The organism is Streptomyces sp. NPDC030814, from assembly GCF_055572155.1.
In genome coordinates this window covers 155,036-180,602 of sequence record NZ_JBVIDX010000008.1, presented here as the reverse complement: position 1 = coordinate 180,602, position 25,567 = coordinate 155,036, and the positions used below count along the sequence as shown (strand labels likewise).

Sequence of the window (25,567 nt, the reverse complement as noted above, 5' to 3'; positions counted from 1 at the left end):
GGCGTGCGGGAGGGCGTACCGGTGTACATCCCACCGGCGGAGCGCCCGGCGTAGGGTCGATGTGGCTCGACGCGAGGGGAACCGACATGGCGTGGGTACTGGTGACCGGGGCGGCCGGCGGGCTCGGGCGCAACGCGGCGGACGCCTTGGCCGAGGAAGGGCACGACGTGGTGGTGCATGCCCGTGCCTCGTCCCGGCTCGCCGACCCGGACGGCGGCGGACGGTGGAAGGGCGTCGTCACCGGGGATCTCGCCGACCCGGACGAGGTCCGGTCCGTCGCCCGTCAGGCCGCCGGGTTCGGCCGTTTCGACGCCGTCATCCACAACGCCGGTGTTCTGGATTCCCCCGACGAGATCGCCGTCAACATCGTCGCGCCGTATCTGCTGACGGCCCTGATGGAGAAACCGGCCAGGCTGATCTACCTCAGCAGCTCCATGCACCTGACGGGCTCCACCGATCTGGGTCGGCTGACCGCGGGCACGGCGTCCTACGACGACACCAAGCTGTGGGTGACCGCCCTCGCCCTGGCCTGCGCGACCCGCTGGGAGGCAACCTCCAGCCACGCGGTCGACCCCGGCTGGGTCCCCACCCGCATGGGCGGTCCCGCGGCCTCGGACGACCTGGCCGCCGGTCACCGGACGCAGGTCTGGCTCGCCACCCACCCCGACGTCACCCCGGTCACCGGCGGCTACTGGTACCACCGGCGTACGCAGACACCGCACCGCGCGGCACGGGACGAGGAGTTCCAGGCCCGCCTGATCCGGACCCTGGAGAGCCACACGGGCGTCCCGCTCGACTGACGGCGGGACACCCACTATCGAGCGACGGCCGATGCGGCCCCACGCGCCGGCGGCACGGAACCCTCAAGGAGCGTGACGGCCGACGGAGGGCCGGGGGACGGGTGAGGTTCGAGGTCGCAGGATCGCGTGGAGGCCCCGGGATGAGGACAAACCAGTTCGCCGAACCGGCAGCACGACCGGGAGCCGCTCCCCCTTGGGGGAGCGGCTGTCCGCAGCCGTTCCCCCAAGGGTGTCGTCTTCACCTCGGCCGACGGGAGGACCGGGATCAGGAGCCCTCCCGCAGAACCTCCCCCAACGTCTCCAGCGCCGAGCGGAGTTCCGCGGCCGTGATCGTCAGCGGCGGCGCCAGGCGGATCGTGGAGCCATGGGTGTCCTTGACGAGGATCCCGCGACCCATGAGCCGTTGGCTGATCTCGCGGCCGGTGCCGATCACCGGGTCGACGTCGACGCCCGCCCACAGGCCGCGCGCCCGGAAGCCGACCACGCCCCGGCCGACCAGCGCCGTCAGCCCGTCCCGCAGGACGAGGCCCAGCTCGGCCGCCCGCTGCTGGAATTCCCCGGTCCGCAGCAGCTCGACCACCGCCGAGCCCACCGCCGCCGCCAGCGGATTGCCGCCGAACGTCGATCCGTGCTCGCCCGGCTTCAGGACGGACAGCACCTCCCGGCGCGCCACCACCGCCGACACGGGCACGATGCCACCGCCGAGCGCCTTGCCGAGCAGCACGGCGTCGGGTACCACGTCCTCGTGCTCGACCGCGAGCGTACGGCCGGTACGGCCCAGGCCCGACTGGATCTCGTCCGCGATGAACAGGCACCCGGCACGCCGGGTCACCTCCCGCACCCCGCGCAGATAGCCCTCGTCCGGGATGAGCACGCCCGCCTCACCCTGGATGGGCTCGATCAGCACGGCCGCCGTCGTCTCGTCGACGGCCGCCTCCAGTGCGGCCAGGTCGTTGTACGGCACGATCCGGAACCCAGGGGTGAACGGCCCGAAGCCGTCGCGTGCCTCCGGATCGGTGGAGAAGCTGACGATCGTCGTCGTACGGCCGTGGAAGTTGCCCGCGGCCACCACGATCGTCGCCCGGTCGGCGGGGACGCCCTTCACCTCGTACGCCCACTTGCGGGCCACCTTGATCCCGCTCTCCACGGCCTCGGCGCCCGTGTTCATCGGCAGCACCATGTCCAGGCCCGTCAGCTCGGCCAGGGACTCCGCGAACTCCGCGAGCCGGTCGTTGTGGAAGGCCCGCGAGGTCAGCGTCAGCGTGTCCAGCTGGCGGTGCGCGGCCTCGATCAGCGCCGGATGGCGGTGACCGAAGTTGAGGGCGGAGTAACCGGCCAGCATGTCCAGATAGCGGCGGCCCTCCACGTCCTCGACCCAGGTGCCCTCGGCGCGGGCGACGACCACGGGCAGCGGATGGTAGTTGTGCGCGAGGACCGGCTCCTCGGCACGGATGAGGTCGGCCGACGAACGCGTACGGACGGGGGCGGTCATGAGCGGGCCTCCTGGGTCATGGGGCGAAGCGCCTGCGGCTGGCGGTGGATGGGGGGCCGGGTCTCCAGCTTCATGGCCGGAGCTCCTGTGTGCAGCACTTGATGCCGCCGCCCGCCTTCCGGAACTCCGACAGATCGAGGGGGACGGGCACATAGCCCTGCCGGTCGAGCTGGTCGGCGAGTTCCTTGGCGCGGGACGAGATGAAGACATGGCGGCCGTCGGACACCGAGTTCAGACCGAAGGCCAGCGCGTCCTCACGAGTGGCGATCACCGCGTCCGGGTACAGCCGGGCGAGGACCGCGCGGCTGCCGGGGGAGAACGCCTCCGGGTAGTACGCGATGTTGCCGCCCTCCCCGTCGTCCAGGACGAACAGGGCGGTGTCCAGGTGGTAGAAGCGCGGGTCCACCAGCTGGAGGCTGATCACCGGCACGCCGAAGAACTCCTGCGCCTGGCGGTGGGCCTCACGAGTGGTACGGAAACCGGTCCCGGCGAGGAGGTAGCGGCCGGTCGGCACCAGGTCGCCCTCCCCCTCGCACACCGACTCGGCCCGGTGCACCTCGTACCCCGCCCTCTCGAACCAGGCCTCGTACGCGAGGGACTCCGGGCGCCTCTCGGGCGAGTGGAACAGCGAGCCGAGGACACGGCCGCCGAGGACGAGCGCGCAGTTGGCCGCGAAGACCATGTCGGGCAGCGTCGCCACCGGCTCCACGGTCTCCACGGTGTGGCCGTGGTCCCGGTAGGCGCGGATCAGCGCCTGCCACTGCTCCTGGGCCAGGTCGACGTCCACGGGGGTGTCCGGATGCATCCAGGGATTGATCGAGTACTGCACGGCGAAGTGTCTGGGTTCGCAGACGAGAAAGCGCCGAAGGCGCGGCACACGGCTGTCGGGCACAGAGGGTCTCTCCGCTTCCTGCGGTGTCGGCTGGGGATGACACCACGGTAGGAATCGGGGCAGACGCCCGACAAGCGATGAGCGCTGCGTGCTCACGCAGTGATGCTGCGTGTTGAGCCTGCTCAGTGCACGTTCGGTGCGTCATGGGTGGCGGCGGCCTCCGGAGCCTCGGGCAGCAGATGCGACAGCACCATGTAACTGATCGTCTTCCGGATGAACGGCTCGGTGCGGATCCGCTCCAGAACCTCCTCGAAGTGCTCCACATCGACGGCCCGCACATGCAGCAGCGCGTCCGCGCCGCCGGTCACCGTCATCGCCGCCGTGATCTCCGGATGGTTGCGCACCACCTCCGCCAGCCGCCGGGGCGGCGCCGCGCCTTCGCAGTACACCTCCACGTACGCCTCCGTGCGCCACCCCAGCGCCGCCGGCTTCACCGTGGCCGTGAACCCCGTGATCACCCCGGTCTCCCGCAGCCGGTCCACCCGCCGCTTGACCGCGGTGGCCGAAAGACCGATGGCGGAGCCGATCTCGGCGAAGCTGGTCCTCGCGTTCGCCATCAACGCCGTGATGATCTTGCGATCGAGCTCGTCGAACGCCGCGGACTTGCTGTTCATGCGGGCACTGTATCCAGCGACCGGCGCCCACGGCGCGCCCTCGGAAGGCCTCCGGCGCGCGGACATGTGCAGGCGTACGAATTACTCCTACACTCCGGGTTCATGCTGCGCGCGCTCGCCGTCGATGACGAGAAACCCTCCCTCGAGGAGCTGCTGTACCTGCTGAACGCGGATCCGCGGATCAGCAGCGCCGAGGGCGCCAGCGACGCCACCGAGGCCCTGCGCCGGATCAACCGAGCCCTGGAGTCCGGCCCCGCCGGACCCGAGGCCATCGACGTCGTCTTCCTCGACATCCACATGGCCGGACTCGACGGCCTCGACCTAGCCCGCCTCCTCACCGGCTTCGCCCGGCCCCCGCTCGTCGTCTTCGTCACCGCGCACGAGGGCTTCGCGGTGCAGGCCTTCGACCTCAAGGCCGTCGACTACGTCCTCAAGCCCGTCCGCCGCGAACGGCTCGCCGAGGCGATACGCCGAGCCGCCCAGCTCCGCGGCACCGCCCCGGCGATACCGGTCCACGAACCCGACCCCGACCAGATACCCGTCGAGCTCGGCGGAGTGACCCGCTTCGTCGCCGTCGACGACATCACCCATGTCGAGGCCCAGGGCGACTACGCCCGTCTGCACACCTCGCAGGGCAGTCACCTCGTCCGCATCCCGCTCTCCACCCTCGAGGAACGCTGGCGCGCCCGCGGCTTCGTCCGCATCCATCGCCGCCATCTCGTCGCCCTGCGCCACATCGGCGAGCTCCGCCTCGACGCGGGCACGGTCAGCGTCCTCGTCGGCTCGGTGGAACTCCAGGTCAGTCGCCGCCACGCCCGCGAACTGCGCGATCTGCTGATGCGCCGGACCACCGGCTGAGGAGACGGCATGCCCCAGGACCCGAACGAACGACGCGTCGTCGTCACCGGCGTGCCCCGCCGCACCCTCCCGGGCTCCCGGCTGCGCCCCGGCGGAAGGTACCCGCAACGGTCCCGCCACCACCGCCCGCGCACCGAGATCGACGAACAGACCACCCTCGGGCACACCTACGTCCGCTCCCTCATGCGCAGCCAACTCCGCGCGGCCCTCGTGGTCTTCGCCGTCCTCGTCCTGCTGGTGGCCCCGCTGCCCCTGGTCTTCGCCGCCGTACCGGACGGCGCCGGCCTGGAGTGGGCCGTTCTCGGCTTCGGCATCTACCCTCCGCTGGTCCTCCTCGCCCGCTGGCACGTGCGGCGCGCCGAACGCAACGAACAGGACCTCGTACGCCTCGTCGAGGACCGCTGAGACCCACCGTGCACGAGCCGACCGGAAGCACAGCATGAACGAGAACTACGCCGTCCCCGCGGTCGCCCTGGTCGTCGTGGCGACCGTCTTCGTCGGCGCGTTCGGCCTGCGCATATCCCGTACGACCTCGGACTTCTACGTCGCCTCCCGCACCGTCGGCCCCCGCCTCAACGCGGCGGCGATCAGCGGCGAGTACCTGTCCGCCGCCTCCTTCCTCGGCATCGCGGGGCTCGTCCTCGTCCAGGGCCCCGACATGCTGTGGTATCCGGTCGGCTACGCCGCCGGATATCTCGTGCTGCTGCTGTTCGTCGCCGCCCCGCTGCGCCGCTCGGGCGCCTACACCCTGCCCGACTTCGCGGAGGCCCGGCTCGCCTCCAAGACGGTACGGCGGCTCGCGGGCGCCTTCGTCGTCGGCGTCGGCTGGCTCTACCTCCTGCCCCAACTGCAGGGCGCCGGACTGACCTTGAACGTGCTGACCGACGCGCCCCAGTGGCTCGGCGGGGTCATCGTGGCCGTCGTCGTCTCCGCCACCGTCGCCGCCGGCGGCATGCGCAGCATCACCTTCGTACAGGCTTTCCAGTACTGGCTCAAACTCACCGCCCTGCTGGTCCCCGCCCTCTTCCTCGTCCTCGCCTGGCAGGGCGACGGCGGGCCCCGTCACGCCTTCGACGAACCGGCGTCCTTCCGCGAGCAGCGAGTCGTCCGCGTCGACGAGACCCTCGACCTGAAGCTCGCCGAGCCGCTGACCGTCACGGTGTCCGGCACGATCGACGGCCGACGCCATGACGGCAGACGAGTCGACCTGTCCACCGGCACCCACCGTGTCGAGCGGGACACCCGGCTGACCTTCACCGAGGGCGACACCGTGCCCGTGGCGGACCGCGGCAGCAACGGCGGTATGTCCACCTCCCTCGCCGAGGGCCGAGAGGAGCGTCCCCTCTACGCCACCTATGGGCTGATCCTCGCCACCTTCCTCGGCACGATGGGCCTGCCCCATGTCGTCGTCCGCTTCTACACCAGCCCGCACGGCGTCGCCGCCCGCCGCACCACGGTCGTCGTCCTCGGCCTCATCGGCGCCTTCTATCTGCTCCCGCCGGTCTACGGAGCCCTCGGCCGGCTCTACGCCCCCGAGCTCACCCTCACCGGCGACGCCGACGCGGCCGTACTGCTCCTGCCGGACCGCATGATCGGCGGTCTCGGTGGCGATCTGCTCGGCGCGCTGGTTGCGGGCGGGGCGTTCGCGGCGTTCCTGTCCACCGCGTCCGGCCTCACCATGGCCGTCGCCGGCGTCCTCACCCAGGACGTCCTGCCCGCGCGCGGGGTACGGCACTTCCGGCTCGGCACGGTCCTGGCCATGGCGGTACCGCTCGCGGCGAGCGTCCTGGTGGGCGGACTGCCGGTCGCGGACGCGGTCGGCCTGGCCTTCGCCGTGTCCGCCTCGTCCTTCTGCCCGCTGCTCGTCCTCGGCATCTGGTGGCGGCGCCTGACCCCGCCGGGCGCCGCCGCGGGCATGCTCGCCGGCGGCGGCGCGGCACTGCTGTCGGTCGCGGCGACCATGGCCGGTTACCCGGGCACCGGCACCTTCCACGCCCTCCTCGCCTGGCCCGCCCTCTGGTCGGTCCCGCTCGGCTTCCTGACGATGGTCCTGGTCTCGCTGGCCACTCCGAGCAGGGTCCCGGCCGGGACACCGTCGATCCTGGCCCGCTTCCACCTACCGGAGGAACTGGTCGGCGGCCAGCCCGGAGCGGTCTCGAAGGAGATCGAACTGTGGCGGAGGTGAGCGGGGAACCGACGGGGCCGACGCCTGCGGTGGGGAGTTCCGCAGGCACCGGACCACGGGGGAGCGCGGTGCCGGCGGCCGGACGGGAACCGGTGACCGGCGGGTGGACGGGAACTCGCGGGTGGCGAGTGGTGTACCAGATGCGGGAGGTGAACGATGAGCGGTGAAGTCAGCGGGTTCCTGGCCGGGTTCCTGGTCGCGGTGCTGCCGTTCCTCGCGGCCGGCTTCTGGCTCGGCCGCCGAACGACCCGACCCGGCAGAAGCCTGGGCGGCCTGGGCACACCCGTCGAACACGCCACCTTCCAGACCCTGCACACGGCGACACTCGCCGCGCCCCCGCTGCGCGCCGGACTCACCGAGGAGACGGCCCGCAAGTCGGCCAAGCGGCTGCGGACCCTGCTCGGCACGGACGCGCTGTGCCTCACCGACCACGAGTCGGTGCTCGTCTGGGAGGGAGTGGGGGAGCACCATCGCACCGAGATCATGGAGCGCCTGGCCGGCCCCCTGGAGAGCGGCCGGGGCGAAGCGTTCCGCCTGACCTGCGACGTCCTCGACTGCCCGGTCCGTTGGGCGGTCGTCGCCCCCCTCACGGTCGACGACCGCGTCCACGGCACGCTCGTCGCCTGCGCCCCCCTGGAGTCCGCCGTCCTCGTCCGCGCGGCCGGGGAGGTCGCCCGCTGGGTCTCCGTACAGCTCGAACTCGCCGACCTCGACCAGTCCCGCACCCGGCTGATCGAGGCCGAGATCAAGGCCCTGCGCGCCCAGATCTCCCCCCACTTCATCTTCAACTCGCTGGCGGTGATCGCCTCGTTCGTCCGCACGGACCCCGAGCGCGCCCGTGAGCTCCTGCTGGAGTTCGCCGACTTCACCCGCTACTCGTTCCGCCGACATGGCGACTTCACCACCCTCGCCGACGAACTCCACGCCATCGACCACTACCTGGCGCTGGTCCGGGCCCGCTTCGGCGACCGCCTCTCCGTCACCCTGCAGATAGCCCCGGAGGTCCTGCCGGTCGCCCTGCCCTTTCTCTGCCTCCAACCGCTGGTGGAGAACGCGGTCAAGCACGGTCTCGAAGGCCGGCTCGACAAGAGCCACATCAGCATCACCGCCCAGGACGCGGGCGCCGAGGCACTCGTCGTCATCGAGGACGACGGCGTCGGCATGGACCCCGAGGTGCTGCGCCGCATCCTCTCCGGCGAGACGAGCCCTTCGGGCGGCATCGGCCTCAGCAACGTCGACGAACGGCTCCGCCAGGTGTACGGCGACGACCACGGCCTCGTCATCGAGACCGCGGTCGGCGCGGGTATGAAGATCACTGCCCGGCTGCCCAAATACCAGCCGGGAGTACACCCGGACGGGGGAATACCCCGAGCCTGAGGAGCACATGGCGTGCGTCTCAGGTGCGCGATGCCACCATCCCCAGCGTCAGCAGGCCGAGGACGACCCATCCGAACCACAGCCAGCCATTGCTTCCGAGAGCCACGGTGTAGGCCGTCACCGCGACCAGCCCACCCACGGTGAGCACCCCCATGGCCTTAGTCGAACTGGGCATCGCGACACCCTCCTCATGGTTCGTCCTTCTCCATGGTGCGCCTGTCCTGGCGCATCGCGGTGCAGACGACGAAATGTGTGTCCGAATGCCATCCACTGTCGCCCACCCAGACAGCGGCCTCATAGGTGTCGTGGGGGTAGCCGTATTCCTTGGGCGGCACCTCCTTCTGGCAGATGTCGGATCCATCGTCCTTCGCGTCCTCCAGCTTCGTGTCCGAGGGCAGCTGGACGAACGCGAGTACCTGCTCGTCGTGCGGCCCGTCGCACGGGACCAGCTTGGCGCGGCTGTCGGAGAGCCTGTCGAGGCAGTCCCGCTTCTGCATGGTGGCCGTGTCCGTGAACACCATGCCCATCGGCCGGTGCTCCCCGATCGGGCCGTGCACCGGCCCGTGGGTGCCCAGCAGCAGGCAGGCGACGCGCTGCCCGGCGGAGTCGAAGCCGTCGGCGGTCGGCACCACCGCGTAGCCACGGGTGTCGGCGAGCCGCTCGTCGGCCTCGTCGGTGAGCCGGTCGCACCGGGCGGCGCCGCTGCTGCGGGCGTCCTCGGCGGATCCGGCCTCGTACACGGCCATGACCTGCCCGTCCGTGCCCTCACCGCAGTCCACGACGGTCAGCCGGGGCTGGTCCCTGAAGGGGACGCCGGGCCACACGGCGTCGACACAGTCGCCGTTCCGCAACGCCCGGGACAGCCCGATGGCGTCTCCGTACGGCCTCGCGTCGTTCCCGGTGCCGCCACCGAGTCCGCGGATGTCCGGCAGGTTCTCCAGGCCGTACCTGGCCCCGCTCACCAGCAGGGCCAGGCCGAGGGTGGTGGCCATACCGGCCAGCAGGGCCTGTGCCCGGTGATGACGGCGCCGCCCTCCGGCACGGGTGCCGGGGGCGCGGCGGGCGGAGCCGTGGTCGGAGGCGCGGGCCCCGTCGGAATGGTTCCCCGGCGCTGTGGTGGGCGCGCGCCAGGGCGTCTCTTGCGGGTGCGGGGAGGCGAGCACCTCGGGCTCCGCGGTGCGCGTGGCCGCGCTCGCCCATTGCGGCTGGGAGCCCAGGTCCGGCTCGGTGCGGGGGCGGGCCTGCGGTGTCACGATCGCGGCGAGCGCCGCCTCGGTCTCGGCGGCAGTGATCCGGTGCACGGGGTCCTTGGCCAGCATCACGGCCAGCAGCGGTTCCAGGGCGCCCGCGCGCAGCACCGGACGCGGTTCCTCCAGGACGATCGCGGTGAGTGAAGCGATATCGGAGTCCCGGTCGAAGGGACCGTACCCCTCGACGGCGTAGTACAGGGTGCAGCCCAGCGAGAACAGGTCGGCCGCGGCGGTCGGCGGCCCGCCCTGGGCCCGCTCGGGCGCCAGATACCCGGCGGTGCCCACCAGCATGTGGGCGCGGGTGTGCCGGGTCTCCTGGGTGTCGGGCTGGACGGAGATGCCGTAGTCGGTGAGCAGGACACGCGCGTACGGCGATCCGGTGCGGTCGGGGGCGAGCAGGATGTTGGCCGGTTTGACGTCCCGGTGCATGATGCCGCGCTCGTGCCCGGCGGTCAGCGCGTCCAGTACGGCGAGCCCGACACGGGCGCACTCGGCGGGGGCGAGCGGGCCGCGCAGGGTGACGAGCGCCTTCAGGTCCAGGGCGCCCGGTACGTACTCCATGACGATCCACGGCAGCTCGTCGTGTTCCAGGACGTCGTGCACGGTGACCACGTGGGGGTGGCCGCGCAGCCCGGCGGCGTGCCGGGCCTCCGTGCGGGCCCGGGCGACCCGGGCGGCGCGGTCCTGCTCCTCCTCGCCCGGGTCGCGGAACACGATCTCCTTGAGCGCCACCTCGCAGTCCAGCTGCTGGTCGTGGGCGAGCCAGACACGGCCCATACCGCCGCTGCCCAGGCGGTTCAGTAAGAGGTACCGGTCGGCGATGACCCGGCCGACTCCCGACTCCGGTGCTTCTGACTGCATCGGTCACTCCCCAGGGTTCAGATCCATACGGGCTGGGCCGGGTCCTCGGACGGGGTGTCGCCGGACGGTTCGGGCTCACTTGTCGTCGGATCGATCGTCGGATCGATCGTCGGATCGATCGGCGGGTCGACGGGTGGGTCGACAGGCGGATCGCTCTCTTGCGTCGAGGTTGGTTCCGGCGGGGGAGGGGGCGCACTCGACCTGGTGGTGGTCGGCGTAGGTGTTGGGGTTGGGGTGGGCGTGGGTGTCGGCGTGGGCTGCGACGGGGATGTCGGCGGCGTGCTCCGCGGTGTCGAGCCGGTCGGCGAGGGGATGCCGTCCTCCCCCGAAGGCCCGGTCGAACCGGATGTCGAACCCGATCCTGAACCGGAGTCCGAGCCGGAGTCCGAGCCGGAGTCCGAGCCGGAGTCGGAGCCGTCATCCGTGCCGGGCGACCCGGAGTCGGAGCCGGAACCGCGCGAGTCCGTGTCCGTGTCGGTGCCGCCGTCCGACCGGGGGGACTCGCTCGGTTCCCAGGCCACCCGCAGCGTCACCGCGTCACCGAACTCCAGCCTGCTGCCCTGTCCGGGGCTCGAACCGGTCACGGGAGCGTCACTAGGCGGCATGTCGTCCCCTTCGACCACCGCCGCGAGGCCCTTGTCCGCCAGCGTCGCGCTCGCCTCACCGAAGGTCTTTCCCGCCACCTCCGGCACGCTCCGCCGCTCCCGCGCGTCGAACGTCTCGTCCGACTCGCCCGCGGTGCCGACGTCCCGGCTGATACCGCGGCCCGGGTCCTCGACGTCGACGAGCTTGATCTCCTTCAGCTGCTCGGGCGCGGGCTTGACGACGACCCTGGCGGACTCGTCATAGCTGTCCCACTTGTCGTTGCCGTTTTCGAACTTCACGTCGATGCGCTCGGGATCGTCGTCGAACGCCTGCAGCGGATTTCCGCAGCTGCACTTCACCGCGGGCAGACCCTGCTCGTCCACCAGTACGGCGATGCCCGCTTCCAGCAGTGCGTCGAAGGGGACGCCTTCGCCCTTCTTGTAGTCGTGGTTCTTCACGAGGGTGTCGTGACGCAGGAGAACGGGGGTGAGGCCGTCGAGATAATCCCTGATTCCGTCGGCCTTCACACCCACGATCCGGGCCCAGACCTGAGCTCTTTCCCGGTTTCCGGGATCGGTGAGAAAACTCTCGAGTTTCTCGACGTCGCAGATTTTTGGTCGCTTCTGTGTTCCCCCGTACAGACCGGGCGCGTTTCCCTGTTGGAGTCCGCTGTGCGGCTCACGGGACGTGAGGTTCTTCTGGTCCCTGCCCAGCCCGGCGTCCTCGTCGAAGAAGGGTGCGAGGGAGGCCACGCCGGCGGCGACGGCCTTCACCGGGAGCAGCGTCGGCCCGGAATCACCGCATCCGCCGAGGACCGCCATTCCCACCAGGAGTACGGCTGTCCTGCGGACGGCCGATTTCCCGGCTTTTCGCAAACACGTTCGCAGGCATGCGTGAATGGTCATGACCGCTTCCCCCCGGCGGTTTCCCCCGACGCCCCGCAGAGCGGAAGCGGGGCTCACGCATCATGCTACTGAAGGTCAAAGCCTTTCCGTCAAGAAAAATATGAATGTGCGGTCGTGGGGTCGAACGGGAGAAATGAGGTCGCGGAAAGAGGGAGTGGCCCGCCGCCCCGGGAAGGGCTCAGCGGCTGCGTGCGTTGAGTGAGGCCAGATAGGCGTTGTACGCCTCGAGTTCCTTGTCGCCGTCCCGGTCGGCCGCCCGGTCCTTGCGCCGGGCCTGCCGCTGCTCGGAGCCGTACCACTGGAAGAGCAGCGCGAGCAGCACCAGCACGGACGGGATCTCGCTGAACGCCCACGCGATGCCGCCGGCCGCGTTCTGGTCGGCGAGCGCGTCGATACCCAGCGACGCGGGCGGGTTCTCGTACGACTTCACCATCGGCGTGGACGCCATCATCAGGGCGATGCCGAAGAACGCGTGGAACGGCATGCCCGCGAACAGCTCGAGCATCCGCATCAGATAGCCCGGCCGGTGCGGGCCCGGGTCGACGCCCATGATCGGCCAGAAGAAGAACAGGCCCACGGCGAGGAAGTGCACCATCATCGCGATGTGCCCCGGCTTGGACCCCATCAGGAAGTCGAACAGCGGGGTGAAGTACAGGGCGTACAGGCTCGCGATGAACATCGGGATGGTGAACGCCGGGTGCGTGACGATCCGCATGTACCAGCTGTGCAGGAACATCAGCAGCAGCTCGCGGGGCCCCTTGCGGCCCTTGCCCGCCGTCGGCAGCGCCCGCAGCGCCAGTGTGATCGGCGCGCCCAGCAGCAGCAGGATCGGCGCCAGCATGCTGATCACCATGTGCTGCACCATGTGCACGCTGAACATGACCATCCCGTAGTCGTTCAGCTTGGTGCACATCACCAGCAGGACCAGCAGCACACCCGCGACGAACGCGACGGTCCGCCCCACCGGCCACTTGTCCCCGCGCCGTACGAGCCGGACGACACCCCACGCGTACAGCGCGAGCGCGACCAGACAGCCGACCAGGAAGAACGGGTCCGCCGACCACCCGAGCCCCCGCCCCAGGGTGAAGGGCAGGAGATCCGTGCCGTGCCCGCTGTGATCCATTCCGTCGGCTCCTGATTTCGTGGGGGTTGAGCGCTGTCTGTCCCGCACCAGACTAGAACCGCCCCCGGCCGCGTCCGCGACCGGGGGCGGGTACAGCGCACCCTCGACTCAGAGCACGCACTCAGCCTCTTCGTACCGTTCCTCGGGAACCGTCTTCAACGTCTCCACCGCCTCCGCCAGCGGCACCATCACGATGTCCGTCCCCCGCAGCGCGGTCATCTTGCCGAACTCGCCGCGGTGCACGGCCTCGACGGCGTGCCATCCGAAGCGCGTCGCCAGCACCCGGTCGTACGCGGTCGGCGTGCCGCCCCGCTGGACATGCCCGAGGATCACCGGCCGCGCCTCCTTGCCGAGCCGTGCCTCCAGCTCGACGGAGAGCTGCCGGGCGATGCCGGCGAACCGCTCGTGACCGTAGATGTCCTTGCCGCCCTCGTCGAAGTCCATGGATCCGGCCTTCGGCTTGGCGCCCTCGGCCGCGACGACGATCGCGAAGCGCTTGCCCGCCTCGAAGCGTTCGCCGACCCGCGTGGACAGCTCCTCGATGTCGAAGGGACGCTCCGGTACGACGATGGCGTGCGCGCCGGCCGCCATGCCGGAGTGGAGCGCGATCCAGCCGGTGTGGCGGCCCATGACCTCCACGACCAGGACGCGCTGGTGGGACTCGGCGGTGGTCTTCAGACGGTCCAGGGCCTCGGTGGCGACACCGACGGCCGTGTCGAACCCGAACGTCACATCAGTGACCGCGATGTCGTTGTCGATGGTCTTCGGCACGCCCACCACCGGCAGACCGTTGTCCGACATCAGCCGGGCCGCCTTGAGGGTGCCCTCACCGCCGATGGGGATGATCGCGTCGAGGCCGAGCTCCGCGACGTGGCCCTTCGCCCGCTCCACACCGTCCCGCAGATGCGAGGGCTGGACCCGGGAGGAGCCGAGGATCGTGCCGCCGCGAGCCAGGATGCCGCTCACCGCGTCCAGGTCGAGCTTGAGGTAGTCGCACTCCAGGAGACCTTTCCATCCGTCCCGGAAGCCGATGACCTCGTCGCCGTGGTCGACGACGGCACGGTGCACGACGGACCGGATGACGGCGTTCAGCCCGGGGCAGTCGCCGCCGGACGTGAGGACACCAATGCGCATAGCCCGAAATACCTTCTCAACGTGGGCAGGATCCGGACCACGCTGTCCGGCGGAATCCCCGCCACCCTACCGGCGGCAGGGGGCGGGACCGTAGCGGGCGTCCGCCTGCTGGACGCCCCCGCACAGGTGAGCGGAGGCCTGGTCAGACGGGCTGTCACACGTGAGCGGCGATGGTGTCAGACGGGCTTTGGTACGGGCACTGAGGAACCGTTTCACAGGCTCCTCGGCCCGTCCTCACCCGGGCGCGCGGACCGCGGCCGGGCGCCGCCCCGGCCGCTGAGCGCGCATGCGCTACGCCGGCTGTGTCGCCGCCGCGATCCGCTCGTTGCGCAGTGCCTCGAACCAGCGGTCGTCGGTCGGCGGCAGTGCGTTGACGTCGAGCGCCAACTTCAGCAGCAGATCGGCGATCAGCGGGTTCCGCGCGAGCACCGGACCGTGCATGTAGGTGCCGAACACGGTGTCGTTGTACGCGCCCTCCGTGCCGTCGCCCGTGCCGTTGCCCTTGCCGAGCCGCACGTTCGCGAACGGGCGGGCGGTGGGGCCGAGGTGGGTGACGCCCTGGTGGTTCTCGAACCCGGTCAGCTGGGGCAGCCCGAGACGCGGGTCGATGTCCGCGAGGACGTCGCCGACGCACCGCTCGCCCTCGCCGCGGACCGTGGTCACGTCGAGCAGACCGAGGCCCGGCTCGCGCTGACCGAGGTCGTTGACGAACTCGTGGCCGAGGATCTGGTAGCCGGCGCACACCGCGAAGACGATCGCGCCGTTGTTCACCGCCTGGTACAGATGCCCGTCGCGACGGAGCCGCTCGGCGGCGAGCCGCTGCGGACGGTCCTCGCCGCCGCCGATCAGGTAGATGTCGCCGGAGGTCGGGATGGGCTGGTCGCTGCGCACGTCCAGGCGGGCCACGTCCAGGCCGCGCTGACGGGCCCGGCGCTCCACGACCAGTACGTTGCCCTGGTCGCCGTAGGTGCTGAGCAGGTCCGGGTAGACCCAGACGACCCGCAGGCTGTTGTCACTCATGAGTTCCCCTCGAGTCCTCGTGGTCAGTTGCCCACGCGGCGGCGCAGGTCCTGGAAGGCGGTGTAGTTCGCGATGACCTCGATCCGGCCCGGCGGGCACATCTGCACCGCCTGGTCGAGACTGTCGCAGACCTGGAAGTGCTGGCCCGCCACCTCCAGGCGCACCGCGAGGTCGAGCTTCCGGTCGCCCAGGACGAAGATCGGGTGGCCGGTCAGCCGCGTGTAGTCGACGTCCCACAGCCAGGAGGTGTCGGTGCCGTCGGCGCCGCGCGCGTTCACCGACAGGATCACCGGCGACGGCGGCGGGTCGATCAGCGAGAACGTCTCCAGCCAGCCCGCCGGGTTCTTGGCGAGCAGCAGCCGCAGGTCGCGCTGCATGAACTGCACCACGTCATAGCGTCCGGCCACGGCCTGCACCTGGTACATGCGTTCCAGGGCGACCTGCGGGGGCACACCGAAGACGGCGGCGACCGCGGCCGACGAGGCCGCGTTCGCCTTGTTGGCGCGGCCCGGCAGCTGGAGGTGGATCGGCCAGGCCGAGCCGTGCGGGTCGAGGACGTGGTCGCCGGAGAGCGCCCAGCTCGGCGTGGGCCGGCGGAAACCGCACTCGCCGCAGAACCAGTCGTCGCCCGGGCGCTGCATCACACCGCCGCAGGACGGGCACGACCAGGCGTCGTCCTTCCACATCTGGCCGACGGCCACCCAGACCACGTTGGGGGAGGACGAAGCGGCCCACACCACCAGCGGGTCGTCGCAGTTGGCGACGACGACGGACTTGGTGCCGGCCAGGCCCTCGCGCCAGGCCTCCGCCATCATGCGGGTCTCGGCGGCCCGGTCGAGCTGGTCGCGTGAGAGGTTGAGCAGAGCGATGCACTTGGGGTCGGTGTCCCGGGCCACACCGGCGAGGTACTTCTCGTCGACCTCGATGACACCGAACTTGGCGTCGGAGTTCCCGGCGAGCGCCGAGGTGATGCCCGCGGGCATGTTGGCGCCCAGCGCGTTCGACACGACAGGGCCGGCGGCGCGCAGGGCCTCCGCGATCAGCCGGGTCGTGGTCGTCTTCCCGTTGGTGGCGGAGACCAGGACGACGTCCAGGTTCTGCGCCAGCCGGGCGAGTAGATCCGGGTCGAGTTTGAGGGCCACCCGGCCGCCGATCACCGATCCGCTACCGCGTCCCGCGGCACGCGATGCCGCCGCGACCGCCTTGCCCGCCGTCACGGCCAGCTTGGCCCGCGGCGTCAGCGGGTCCGAGTTGCCTGCCATCAGTTCTCGATCCTCCTTGCGTACAGCGCCGCGCCCAGTCCCGGCAACGTGTGGACCAAAGACTATCGAGATCCACTCACACGCCCGAATCTCACCTGGGCCGTCTCACCCACGGGACCGGCGATATCGGGTCCGAACGTACTCTTGCGCCCATGCGAAGCGGCTCGATTCCCGGCGCCCGAGGGCGCGTTCTCCCCCTGGCACTGCTCGGGGACCCCGTCCTGCACGCCCCTTGTGAAGAAGTCACGGAGTTCGGTCCGGAACTCGTGCGGCTCGTGGAGGACATGTTCGCGACGATGTACGACGCGCGGGGCGTGGGTCTGGCCGCGAACCAGGTGGGCCGGGCGCTGAGGGTGTTCGTGTACGACTGCCCGGACGACGAGGACGAGCGCCATCTCGGCCATGTGGTGAACCCGAGGCTGGTGTCGGCGGACGGGATCGTGCTGCGCGGGCCGGAGGGCTGTCTGTCGCTGCCCGGCCTGGAAGCGGGAGTGGAACGCCACGACGAGGCCGTGGTGGAGGGGTACACGGTGGACGGGGACCGGGTGAGGGTGCCGGGAACCGGGTTCTTCGCGCGGTGCCTCCAGCACGAGTGCGATCACCTGGAGGGCCGGGTGTACGTGGACCGGCTCTCGGGATGGCGTCGTTCCCGTGCACAGCGGAAGATCGCGAAGGCGCCGTGGGGCCGCTGACGTGCCGGCGGGCGCGGGCGCGTCGCGGCTGATCGGGCGGATCTCCGCGCCCCTTCCGGCACGGCCCCCGCTGGTGCTGTGACCGGAAGGGTTCACCGGCTCACCTTTCCGGTCGCAGCGCTGGGGTCTGTCGTTCGGATCATGCCGACTTCGGGTTGCGGCATCTTGATGGCTGCCGGTGAGCGGGGAGTGGTGCGTGCGGCTGCACGGCGGAGGAGGGAGTCAACGCGAGGGGGTCCCCCGCGCGAGGTTGTTCGAGCGTGGGGGAGTTGGGGACCGACGACAGCGTGGCAGATGTGCGTGCCAAGCCCTGCGGCCCAGGCGTGATCCAAACGGCAGGCCCTAGAAGCCCGGGCCGCCCACCTTGTCGCCCGCCGCCGCCAGGCGTCCCCACAGGAGGTCCGCCAGACTGCGGACCAACTCGGCTCTGCTGCAAGGGCGTTCGCCGAGCCACCAGTCACCCGCGGCGTGCATCATGCCCACGATGCCGTGGCCCCAGACCCGGGCCAGCCGGCGGCCGTCAGGGCCGAGGTCGAGGCGGTCCTCTATGACCTTGCCCAGTTCCTCGCCCATGCGGCGCAGGAGGGGTGCGGAGTGCTTGCCGACGTCGAAGCCATGGTCGCCCGCCGGCTGGCCGCCCTCGGCAGGGTGCATGAGAAAGCGGTACACCTGAGGGCGGGCCTCGATGGCCGCGAGATAGGTGTCGAGGGTCGCCTCGACGCGTTCCCGGCGCTCCGCCGGGGCGTCCAGGGCGGCCCGCAGGGAGTCGAGGAGGGCATCGGTGTGACGCTGGGCGAGAGCGGCGTAGAGCCCGCCCTTGTCGCCGAAATGGCGGTACAGGATGGGTTTGGTGATGCCCGCCTCGGCGGCGATGGCGTTCATCGACGCCCCGGGGCCGTCGCGGAGCACCACTCGGTCCGCGGCCTCCAGCAGCTCGCGCCGACGGCGGTCGGCGGACCGTTCCCGGTCGGTCGACTGCGTGGTGTCCATGTATCTCCCCCAGTACGGATTTCGGTGACGCCTGGGCAAAGTAGCACTGATGGACACGTCACGATCGAACGGGCTGCCGAGGTCGACCCGGGAGTTGACTTTTCCTACCGACCGGTAACAGACTCACGTTACCGCAGGTAACATCTTAGTGCAGTGCTGGAGGCGTCATGGCCGAGTTCACCATGGAACTCAACGAGGAACAGCGAGAGGTCCGCGACTGGCTGCACGGATTCGCCGCCGATGTGATCCGGCCCGCGGCCGCCGAGTGGGACGAGCGGGAGGAGACGCCCTGGCCGGTCATCCAGGAGGCCGCCAAGGTCGGCATCTACTCCCTCGACTTCTACGCCCAGCAGTACTTCGACCCCACCGGTCTCGGCATCCCCATGGCCATGGAGGAGCTGTTCTGGGGTGACGCCGGCATCGCGCTCTCCATCGTCGGCACCGGCCTCGCCGCGGTCGGCGTCCTCGCCAACGGCACCGAGGAGCAGATCGGCACCTGGATCCCGCAGATGTACGGCGACGCCAACGATGTCAAGGTCGCCGCGTTCTGCTCCTCCGAGCCCGACGCCGGCTCCGACGTCGCCTCCATGCGCACCCGCGCGGTGTACGACGAGGCCAAGGACGAGTGGGTGCTCAACGGCACCAAGACCTGGGCGACCAACGGCGGCATCGCCAACGTCCACGTGGTGGTGGCCGTGGTCGACCCCGAACTCGGCTCCAAGGGCCACGCGTCCTTCATCGTCCCGCCGAACACGCCCGGTCTGTCCCAGGGCCAGAAGTTCAAGAAGCACGGCATCCGCGCCTCGCACACCGCGGAGGTCGTCCTGGAGGACGTGCGGGTGCCCGGCTCCTGCCTCCTCGGTGGCAAGGAGAAGCTCGACGAGCGCCTGGCGCGGGCCCGGGAGCGGGCCAAGGCGGGGGGCGAGCGGGTGAAGAACGCCGCGATGGCCACGTTCGAGGCGAGCCGGCCCGCGGTGGGGGCGATGGCCGTGGGCACCGCCCGCGCCGCCTACGAGGTCGCGCTGGAGTACGCCAAGACCCGTGAGCAGTTCGGGCGGCCGATCATCGACAACCAGGGCGTCGCGTTCCAGTTGGCGGACATGCGGACGTCCGTGGACGCCGCGCGGCTTCTGGTGTGGCGGGCCTCGTGGATGGCGATCAACGGCAGGCCGTTCACCGCCGCCGAGGGGTCGCAGTCGAAGCTGTTCGCGAGCGAGACGGCGAAGAAGGTGACGGCGCAGGCGCTGCAGATCCTCGGGGGCAACGGGTACACCCGGGAGTACCCGGTGGAGCGGATGCACCGGGATGCGGCCATTTACACGATCTTCGAGGGGACCAGCGAGATCCAGCGGCTGGTGATCGCCCGGACCGTCTCGGGGATGTCCATCCGGTAGCACCGCGGGCTCGCCGAGCCCGCTCGGGGCGGGGCACGGTCACCAGGTGACCGGGAGGGCCTCGGGGCCGCGGAGCAGGGCGCCGCGCCGCCAGCGGACCTCGGCGGGCGGCGCCGCCGTCCTCAGGCCGGGCACCCGGTCGAGGACCGTGTCGATGATCAGCCCGATCTCCAGCCTGGCCAGGTGGGCGCCCGCGCAGGAGTGGGCACCGTCCCCGAAGGCCAGATGGGGATTCGGGACGCGGTCGAAGTCGACGCGCTCGGGATCCGGGAAGACGTTCGGGTCCCGGTTGGCGGCCAGGTACGAGACGTAGACCGGGTCGCCGGCCCGGATGCGGACCCCGTGGAGGATCACGTCCTCCAGGGCGATACGGGACAGGCCGACGGCGTTGCGATGCGGGATGTACCGCAGCAGTTCGTCGAGGGCACGCGGCCGTAGCCCGGGATCCTCACGCATCCGGGCGAGCAGGTCGGGGCGGGTCAGCAGGAGGTGGAGCATCTGGCCCGTGGTGGTGGTGACGGCCTCGCCGCCGGTCAGGAGGGAGACGGCCAGCGCGATCGCTTCCTCCTCGGTGATGCCGCCCCGGCCCACGGCCGCTCCCAGCAGGGAGATGACGTCCTCACCGTCGGAGTCCCGGTGCTCGGCGACTGCCTTCGTGAAGTACGCCTCCATGGCCCGTCGTGCCTGCCCCCCGGCCTCGACGTCGGACGCGGACGACAGCAACCGCCGGGTCCATGCGTGCAGGTCCTCGCGGTCGGCCTCGGGGACGCCCATCAGCTCGCAGGTCACGGTGACCGGGAACGGCTCCAGCACCCGTGCGACCAGGTCGGCGGGCGGCCCGTCGCGCAGCATCGCGTCCACCGTCGCCTCCAGCGTCCGCCGCGCTGCCGCCCGGAGGCGTTCGATGCCGCGGGTGGTGAAGGCCGGGGCGACCGAGCGGCGCAACCGGGCGTGGTCCGGCATGTCGGCGAAACTCATCGCGCTCGGCTGCGGAGCGAAGTGGGGTGCCGGCCGGGTCACCTGACGGCCGATCACTTCCCGGCGGCTGAACCGGGGGTCGTTCGTCACCAGCCGTACGTCGTCGTAGCGGGTCAGCAGCCACGCCCAGCCCTCGCCGTCGGGCAGCTGGATCCGGTTGATCGGGCCCTCCCGCATCAGCTCGGCCAGCAGGGGGTCGAAGTCGACCCCGGTCAGATTCAGGACGGGCCAGTGCCGTACCGGAGGGGCGCCCAGGGTTTCTTCGCTCGTCGTCATGTGTCGTCACGCCGTCTCTCGTGTGCTCGTCGAACAGCCGGTGCGGCGCGTCCAGGACGACGGCGCTCGCGAGACCGCCGTGCCCGGTGAGCATGATCCGGCCATGCAGCTTTCGCTGTCCGGAAGGCGCCCGGGGCCGGGCTCGGTTGGTTCGGTCGGTTACCCACGATCACCCGGCGGCCCGGCGATCTCGCGCCGGACTACTCCAGACCGGCGAAGCCGCACGGACCGGCGCCCACTACTCCGAACCGGGCGGCCGTGCCAAGGTCGAGGAGGCACAGCGCCACCGCCGGAACCGACAGGAGGACGCAATGACGCGCACGGCCGGGCAACTGCTGGACACCCTCACGGCGCAACTGGCCCCCGCCCCGGACGACAACCCCCTGCTGCCGCTCATCGCCTCCGGCGCGGCCGACCGCGCCGTCCTCGCCGTCCTCGCCCTGGAGCAACACCTGGTGATCGCCTCCGATCACCGCTCCTTCGCCCATCTGGCCCAGCGCGCGGCGACCGATTCTCCCGCGAGCGCGGCCTTCTTCCGGCTGCTCGCGGACGGCGAGGAGGTGGCGGCCGGTCACCTGACCGAGTTCGCGCGGGCCTGCGGCGTGGACGAGGAACGAGCGGCGGCCCACGAACCGCTGCCGGGCTGCCAGGCCTATCCGTCGTATGTCGCCCGCCTCGCCCTGGAGGCCGCGCCGGCCGACGCGGTCCTCGCCCTGACCGCCAACTTCGCCTCCTGGGGCGGCTACTGCGCCCTGATCGCGCAAGCCCTCCGCCACCACTACGACCTCACCGACGAGGCCTGCGCGTTCTTCGACCTCTTCGCCGCGCCGGCCCCCGACCTGGAGAAGAGCGCTCGGACGGCCGTGGAGGAGGGATGGCAGGCGGGCCGGATCGACGAGAGACTCGCCCAGCGCCACGGCCGACTGCTGCAGAGCTACGAATCCCGGTTCTGGATCACCCTCGCGCGCCTGTGAAGGGCGTCGGCGGGAGCCGTCTCAGCCGGACACGGCACCACTGCTGTGCGCGATGCACGCCACGTCGATACGGTCGGCCAGCTTCGCCAACTCGATCGTCAGAGCGGCCACCGTGTCCTCGTCCAGGTCGTCCGCGCCCGCCTCCACCAGGTGCAGCCACCGTCCGCCCACCGTTCGCAGCAGCTTGCTGACATCGGCGGCGGCCACCTGAAGGGTCCCGCGGTCGTCGACGATCAGAGGCAGAGTCACTTCGCGGTTCACAACGGGGATGGTAACCGCGGAACGCTCACGCCCCTTGCCACACGGTGGTGATGTTGCAGAACTCCCGGATTCCGTGTCCGGACAGCTCACGTCCGTAACCCGAGCGCTTGACCCCGCCGAACGGGAATGCCGGGTGGGAGGCGGTCATTCCGTTGACGAAGACGCCCCCGGCGTCGAGGTCACGTACGAATCGGTCGACCTCGGCGGAGTCCTGTGTCCACACGTTCGAACTGAGCCCGAAGGGCGTGTCGTTGGCGATTGCGATCGCTTCGTCGAGGTCGGCGACCCGGTACAGGGTGGCGACCGGCCCGAAGGTCTCCTCCCTGTGGACACGCATCTCGGGAGTGACGTCGGCCAGAACGGTCGGCGGGTAGTACCAGCCGGGCCCGTCCGGGCGCTCCGCGCCGCACAGCACCGTGGCGCCGCTCTCCACGGCCTCGTCGACCAGACCCTCCAGGTCCTCGCGGCCCTGCTCGCTGGAGAGCGGGCCGACGTCGGTGTCCTCGTCCAGCGGGTCGCCGACCTTCAGTTCCTTCATGCCCTCGACGAAGCGCTCGGCGAAGGCGTCGTACACGTCGGTGTGCACGATGAACCGCTTGGCGGCGATGCAGGACTGGCCGGTGTTCTGCGCCCGCGCCGTCACGGCGGTGCTCGCCGCCCGGTCGACGTCGGCGGACGGCATCACGATGTACGGGTCGCTGCCGCCCAGCTCCAGCACCGTCTTCTTGATCTCGTCGCCGCCGACGGAGGCCACGGACCGGCCGGCGGGCTCGCTGCCGGTGAGGGTGGCGGCACGGACCCGCGGGTCGCGCAGGATGCCCTCGACCGCGCCGGATCCGATGAGCAGGGTCTGGAAGCAGCCCTCCGGGAAGCCCGCCCGGCGGAAGAGGTCCTCCAGGTAGAGGGCGGTCTGCGGGACGTTCGAGGCGTGCTTGAGCAGGCCCACGTTGCCGGCCATCAGGGCGGGCGCGGCGAAGCGGATCACCTGCCAGAGCGGGAAGTTCCACGGCATCACGGCGAGCACCGGGCCGAGCGGACGGTAGCGGACCAGGACGCGGGAGGCACCGGAGTCCCTCACATCCGAGGCGGAGGGCTCCACATCGGTGAGCAGCACCTCGGCGTGCTCGGCGTACCAGCGCATCGCCTTGGCGCACTTGGCGACCTCGGCGCGGGCCTGCTTGACCGGCTTGCCCATCTCGGTCGTCATGACGCGGGCGACGTCCTCCGTGTCCTCCTCCAGGAGGTCGGCGGCCCTGCGCAGCAGCCGGGCGCGTTCCGCGAAGGACGTCGTCCGGTACGTACGGAACGTGCGCTCGGCGGTCGCGAGCCGGCGCTCGATCTCCTCCTCGCCCAGGGCCTCGTACGTCTTGAGCGTCTCGCCGTTCGCCGGGTTCACCGTCGCGATGGGCATGCCTGACCTCCTGCGTGGGCTGTCCCTCGACCTTCCCGCGCGGCGACGCGCGCCGCAACGCGGGCTCGGGGTTCCTGCACCATGAGCGTCCGGTCAGGTCGCCTGGTCGGGCACAGTGCAAGAGCCCCTCAGTCCGAGTGCTCAGGCAGCCGGTCGAGAAACTCCGTCTGCGCCTTCACCAGCACCGCGCGCGCCCGCTCCAGGTCGCACCACTCCACCCGGTCCAGCTCGGGGAACTCCTGGATCCGCCCCGACCTGGGCGGCCACTCCATCCGGAAGGTCCCCGGCACCACCGTCGACGGGTCGAGGTCGGCCTCGATCGCCCAGGCCGTGACGATCTTGCCGTTCGTCTGCCGCACCTCACCCAGCGGCACGGCCTCCCCGTCGGGCGGCTCCACCCCCAGCTCCTCCCGGAACTCGCGGCGCGCCGCCACCCAGGCGGGCTCGTCGGGTTCGTACTCGCCCTTGGGTACGGTCCACGCGCCCGCGTCCTTCCGTTCGAAGAACGGACCGCCCATATGGCCCAGCAGCACCTCGACGCCGTGCTGGGTGCGGCGGTACAGCAGCAGGCCGGCACTGCGCTTGGGTGTCGTCACCGGGCGACCTCCGGATGTGCGGCAAGCAGGGTCTCGACCGTATCGGCCTCGGCGGGGGTCTTGTCCTCGCGATAACGAATCACGCGGGCGAAACGGAGGGTGACACCGGCCGGGTAGCGGGTGGAGCGCTGGAGGCCGTCGTAGGCGATCTCGACGACGAGTTGGGGCCGGACGGTCACGCCCCAGCCCTTCTCCTCGACGGCCAGGTCCGTGAGCCGCTCGGTCTGCCAGGCCAGCATCGCGTCGGTCATGCCCTTGAAGGTCTTGCCGAGCATCGCGAAGCCGCCGTCGGCGGTGCGGGCGCCGAGGTGGAGGTTGGAGAGCTTGCCGGTGCGGCGCCCGTGGCCCCACTCGGCGGCCAGCACCACCAGGTCCAGGGTGTGCACGGGCTTCACCTTCAGCCACGCGGCGCCGCGCCGGCCCGCGCTGTAGGCGGCGTCGAGGGACTTCACCACCACCCCCTCGTGGCCCCGGGCGAGCGTGTCGGCGAGGAACCGCTCCGCCCCGGCCAGCTCGTCGGGGCCGCGCACGACGGTGCGCCGGACCCGCATCGGCTCCGGGACGAGACGGGTCAGCTCGGCGTGACGTTCGGTGAACGGCAGGTCGAGGAGGTCCCGGCCGTCCGTGGAGAGCACGTCGAAGAAGACGGGCGAGACGGGCACCTGCTCGGCCGCCGTCGCCACGTCCACCCGGGAGCCGACCCGACCGGCGGTCTCCTGGAAGGAACGCGGCCGTCCCTCCGCGTCGAACGCGATCACCTCCCCGTCCAGGATGAACCGCTCACCCCCCAACCGAAGCGCCGCCGCGGTCAGTTCGGGGAGGCGGTCGGTGATGTCGTCGAGGGTCCGGGTGTAGAGGCGTACGTCGGGGCCCTCGCGGTGGACCTGGACGCGGATGCCGTCCAGCTTCTCCTCGACCGCGCAGGCGCCCAGCTTCTCCACGGCCTCCGCGACCGAGGAGGCGCTGTGCGCCAGCATCGGCAGGACGGGCCGCCCCACGGTGAGCCGGAACCGGTCCAGGGCGGGCGGGCCGTCCGCGAGCAGCGCCTGCGCCACCGTCTGCAGCGAGCCGGCGAGCATCACGGCCCGGCGGACGTCGCCGGCCGGCGCACCCGTGGCCGCGGCCAGGCCCTCGACGGCCACCGCGTCGAGGGCGCCCTGCCGGACCTCGCCGGTGAGCAGCCCGAACAGATAGCGCTGCTCGACGTCGGTGGCCGCGGCGAGCAACTCGCCCACGAGCCGTCTGCGTTCCGCCTGCGAGCCGGTGCCCGTGACGCCGCCGATCGCCGTGAGACGGGCGTCGACGTCGCGTACGGCCAGGGTGGGCTCGGCGGCGGGGGCGATGTCCTGGTCGAGGACCTTCCAGCCGATGCCGAGACGGCCCTGGGGGAGACGTCCCGCGAGGTACGGGATGACGATCGGCACGTCCTCGGCGTCCGCCTCCCGGAACAGCTCGGCGAGCAGAGCGGTCTTGCGGGAGCGGGCCGAGGTGGCGGCTACCTGTTGGGACAGACGGGCCAGCTGGGCGAACAGCATGCAGCCATGGTCCTACGGAGTTTCGCCGGGCGCCCAGTGGGTGGGGGTCCGGCGGGTGCGGGTGGGTGGGGCTGGTCGCGCGGTTTCCCCGCGCCCCTCGAC

At 71.2% G+C, this 25,567-nt stretch carries 24 protein-coding genes; 8 read left to right on the top strand and 16 right to left on the bottom strand.

Annotation, left to right across the window (positions count from 1 at the left end):
- The first annotated feature begins 86 nt into the window (after positions 1-86).
- Positions 87-800 carry an SDR family NAD(P)-dependent oxidoreductase gene (locus ACZ43N_RS19235; RefSeq protein ID WP_468098824.1) on the top strand — a complete coding sequence of 238 codons (714 nt, stop codon included), beginning with the start codon at positions 87-89 and terminating at the stop codon, positions 798-800.
- A 265-nt stretch (positions 801-1,065) separates the two neighbouring features.
- On the opposite strand, the gene rocD is transcribed toward ACZ43N_RS19235, so the two are convergent.
- The 3 genes from rocD to ACZ43N_RS19220 form a co-directional block, all read right to left on the bottom strand.
- Positions 1,066-2,292: an ornithine--oxo-acid transaminase gene (gene rocD / locus ACZ43N_RS19230; RefSeq protein ID WP_468098822.1), complete on the bottom strand. Its 1,227-nt coding sequence runs from the start codon at positions 2,290-2,292 to the stop codon at positions 1,066-1,068.
- Positions 2,293-2,362: 70 nt separating this feature from the next.
- Positions 2,363-3,184, bottom strand: coding sequence for a dimethylargininase (gene ddaH / locus ACZ43N_RS19225; protein WP_468098821.1), 822 nt, complete (start codon positions 3,182-3,184; stop codon positions 2,363-2,365).
- A gap of 122 nt (positions 3,185-3,306) precedes the next feature.
- A complete protein-coding gene (locus ACZ43N_RS19220; protein WP_468098819.1) occupies positions 3,307-3,798 on the bottom strand; it encodes an Lrp/AsnC family transcriptional regulator in 492 nt (163 codons plus the stop codon).
- A gap of 102 nt (positions 3,799-3,900) precedes the next feature.
- Between ACZ43N_RS19220 and ACZ43N_RS19215 the strand changes: the two genes are divergently transcribed.
- The 4 genes from ACZ43N_RS19215 (at position 3,901) to ACZ43N_RS19200 (ending at position 8,218) form a co-directional block, all read left to right on the top strand.
- Positions 3,901-4,656: a LytR/AlgR family response regulator transcription factor gene (locus tag ACZ43N_RS19215; RefSeq protein ID WP_468098818.1), complete on the top strand. Its 756-nt coding sequence runs from the start codon at positions 3,901-3,903 to the stop codon at positions 4,654-4,656.
- A gap of 9 nt (positions 4,657-4,665) precedes the next feature.
- Positions 4,666-5,061, top strand: coding sequence for a hypothetical protein (locus tag ACZ43N_RS19210; protein ID WP_468098816.1), 396 nt, complete (start codon positions 4,666-4,668; stop codon positions 5,059-5,061).
- Between the two features lie 34 nt (positions 5,062-5,095).
- Positions 5,096-6,841 (top strand): sodium/solute symporter, encoded by a 1,746-nt coding sequence (locus ACZ43N_RS19205; RefSeq protein WP_468098815.1) that lies wholly within the window; start codon positions 5,096-5,098, stop codon positions 6,839-6,841.
- Between the two features lie 156 nt (positions 6,842-6,997).
- Positions 6,998-8,218, top strand: a complete 1,221-nt coding sequence (locus ACZ43N_RS19200; protein WP_468098814.1) for a sensor histidine kinase — start codon at positions 6,998-7,000, stop codon at positions 8,216-8,218.
- 19 nt (positions 8,219-8,237) lie between these two features.
- Here the strand turns inward: ACZ43N_RS19200 and ACZ43N_RS19195 are convergent, their stop codons facing one another.
- The 7 genes from ACZ43N_RS19195 to ACZ43N_RS19165 all read right to left on the bottom strand — a co-directional run bounded on the left by ACZ43N_RS19195 (position 8,238) and on the right by ACZ43N_RS19165 (position 16,358).
- Entirely contained in the window at positions 8,238-8,393 is a 156-nt protein-coding gene (locus ACZ43N_RS19195) for a hypothetical protein (protein ID WP_107102705.1), read from the bottom strand.
- Positions 8,394-8,406: 13 nt separating this feature from the next.
- Positions 8,407-10,329 carry a serine/threonine-protein kinase gene (locus tag ACZ43N_RS19190; RefSeq protein WP_468098813.1) on the bottom strand — a complete coding sequence of 641 codons (1,923 nt, stop codon included), beginning with the start codon at positions 10,327-10,329 and terminating at the stop codon, positions 8,407-8,409.
- A 17-nt stretch (positions 10,330-10,346) separates the two neighbouring features.
- Complete coding sequence (locus ACZ43N_RS19185) at positions 10,347-11,687, bottom strand: DUF6777 domain-containing protein (RefSeq protein ID WP_468098811.1); 1,341 nt, start codon at positions 11,685-11,687, stop codon at positions 10,347-10,349.
- A 310-nt stretch (positions 11,688-11,997) separates the two neighbouring features.
- A complete protein-coding gene (locus ACZ43N_RS19180) occupies positions 11,998-12,942 on the bottom strand; it encodes a cytochrome c oxidase assembly protein (RefSeq protein WP_468098809.1) in 945 nt (314 codons plus the stop codon).
- Between the two features lie 108 nt (positions 12,943-13,050).
- A complete protein-coding gene (locus tag ACZ43N_RS19175; RefSeq protein WP_468098808.1) occupies positions 13,051-14,076 on the bottom strand; it encodes a 6-phosphofructokinase in 1,026 nt (341 codons plus the stop codon).
- Between the two features lie 291 nt (positions 14,077-14,367).
- Complete coding sequence (locus ACZ43N_RS19170) at positions 14,368-15,096, bottom strand: type 1 glutamine amidotransferase (protein WP_468098807.1); 729 nt, start codon at positions 15,094-15,096, stop codon at positions 14,368-14,370.
- 23 nt (positions 15,097-15,119) lie between these two features.
- Positions 15,120-16,358 carry a MurT ligase domain-containing protein gene (locus tag ACZ43N_RS19165; protein WP_468098806.1) on the bottom strand — a complete coding sequence of 413 codons (1,239 nt, stop codon included), beginning with the start codon at positions 16,356-16,358 and terminating at the stop codon, positions 15,120-15,122.
- A gap of 152 nt (positions 16,359-16,510) precedes the next feature.
- On the opposite strand from ACZ43N_RS19165, the gene def reads away from it, so the two are divergent.
- Complete coding sequence (gene def, locus ACZ43N_RS19160; protein WP_468098805.1) at positions 16,511-17,050, top strand: peptide deformylase; 540 nt, start codon at positions 16,511-16,513, stop codon at positions 17,048-17,050.
- A gap of 342 nt (positions 17,051-17,392) precedes the next feature.
- Here the strand turns inward: def and ACZ43N_RS19155 are convergent, their stop codons facing one another.
- Entirely contained in the window at positions 17,393-18,040 is a 648-nt protein-coding gene (locus ACZ43N_RS19155) for a TetR/AcrR family transcriptional regulator (protein WP_468098804.1), read from the bottom strand.
- A 167-nt stretch (positions 18,041-18,207) separates the two neighbouring features.
- Here ACZ43N_RS19155 and ACZ43N_RS19150 point away from each other — a divergent pair, with 167 nt between their 5' ends.
- Positions 18,208-19,434, top strand: coding sequence for an acyl-CoA dehydrogenase family protein (locus ACZ43N_RS19150; protein ID WP_468080414.1), 1,227 nt, complete (start codon positions 18,208-18,210; stop codon positions 19,432-19,434).
- A 39-nt stretch (positions 19,435-19,473) separates the two neighbouring features.
- On the opposite strand, the gene ACZ43N_RS19145 is transcribed toward ACZ43N_RS19150, so the two are convergent.
- Positions 19,474-20,688: a cytochrome P450 gene (locus ACZ43N_RS19145; protein WP_468098803.1), complete on the bottom strand. Its 1,215-nt coding sequence runs from the start codon at positions 20,686-20,688 to the stop codon at positions 19,474-19,476.
- A 311-nt stretch (positions 20,689-20,999) separates the two neighbouring features.
- On the opposite strand from ACZ43N_RS19145, the gene ACZ43N_RS19140 reads away from it, so the two are divergent.
- Positions 21,000-21,662 (top strand): thiaminase II/PqqC family protein, encoded by a 663-nt coding sequence (locus tag ACZ43N_RS19140; protein WP_468098801.1) that lies wholly within the window; start codon positions 21,000-21,002, stop codon positions 21,660-21,662.
- A 21-nt stretch (positions 21,663-21,683) separates the two neighbouring features.
- On the opposite strand, the gene ACZ43N_RS19135 is transcribed toward ACZ43N_RS19140, so the two are convergent.
- The 4 genes from ACZ43N_RS19135 to ACZ43N_RS19120 form a co-directional block, all read right to left on the bottom strand.
- The gene (locus ACZ43N_RS19135; protein ID WP_055540956.1) at positions 21,684-21,923 is read right to left on the bottom strand and encodes a DUF6213 family protein; all 240 of its coding nucleotides are present in this window, start codon (positions 21,921-21,923) and stop codon (positions 21,684-21,686) included.
- A 25-nt stretch (positions 21,924-21,948) separates the two neighbouring features.
- Entirely contained in the window at positions 21,949-23,334 is a 1,386-nt protein-coding gene (locus ACZ43N_RS19130; protein WP_468098800.1) for an NADP-dependent succinic semialdehyde dehydrogenase, read from the bottom strand.
- Between the two features lie 128 nt (positions 23,335-23,462).
- Positions 23,463-23,930 carry an NUDIX hydrolase gene (locus ACZ43N_RS19125; protein ID WP_468098798.1) on the bottom strand — a complete coding sequence of 156 codons (468 nt, stop codon included), beginning with the start codon at positions 23,928-23,930 and terminating at the stop codon, positions 23,463-23,465.
- On the bottom strand, positions 23,927-25,465 hold the full coding sequence (locus tag ACZ43N_RS19120; protein ID WP_468098797.1) for an ATP-dependent DNA ligase: 1,539 nt from the start codon (positions 25,463-25,465) through the stop codon (positions 23,927-23,929). The genes ACZ43N_RS19125 and ACZ43N_RS19120 overlap by 4 nt, the downstream gene beginning before the upstream one ends.
- Positions 25,466-25,567 lie beyond the last annotated feature (102 nt).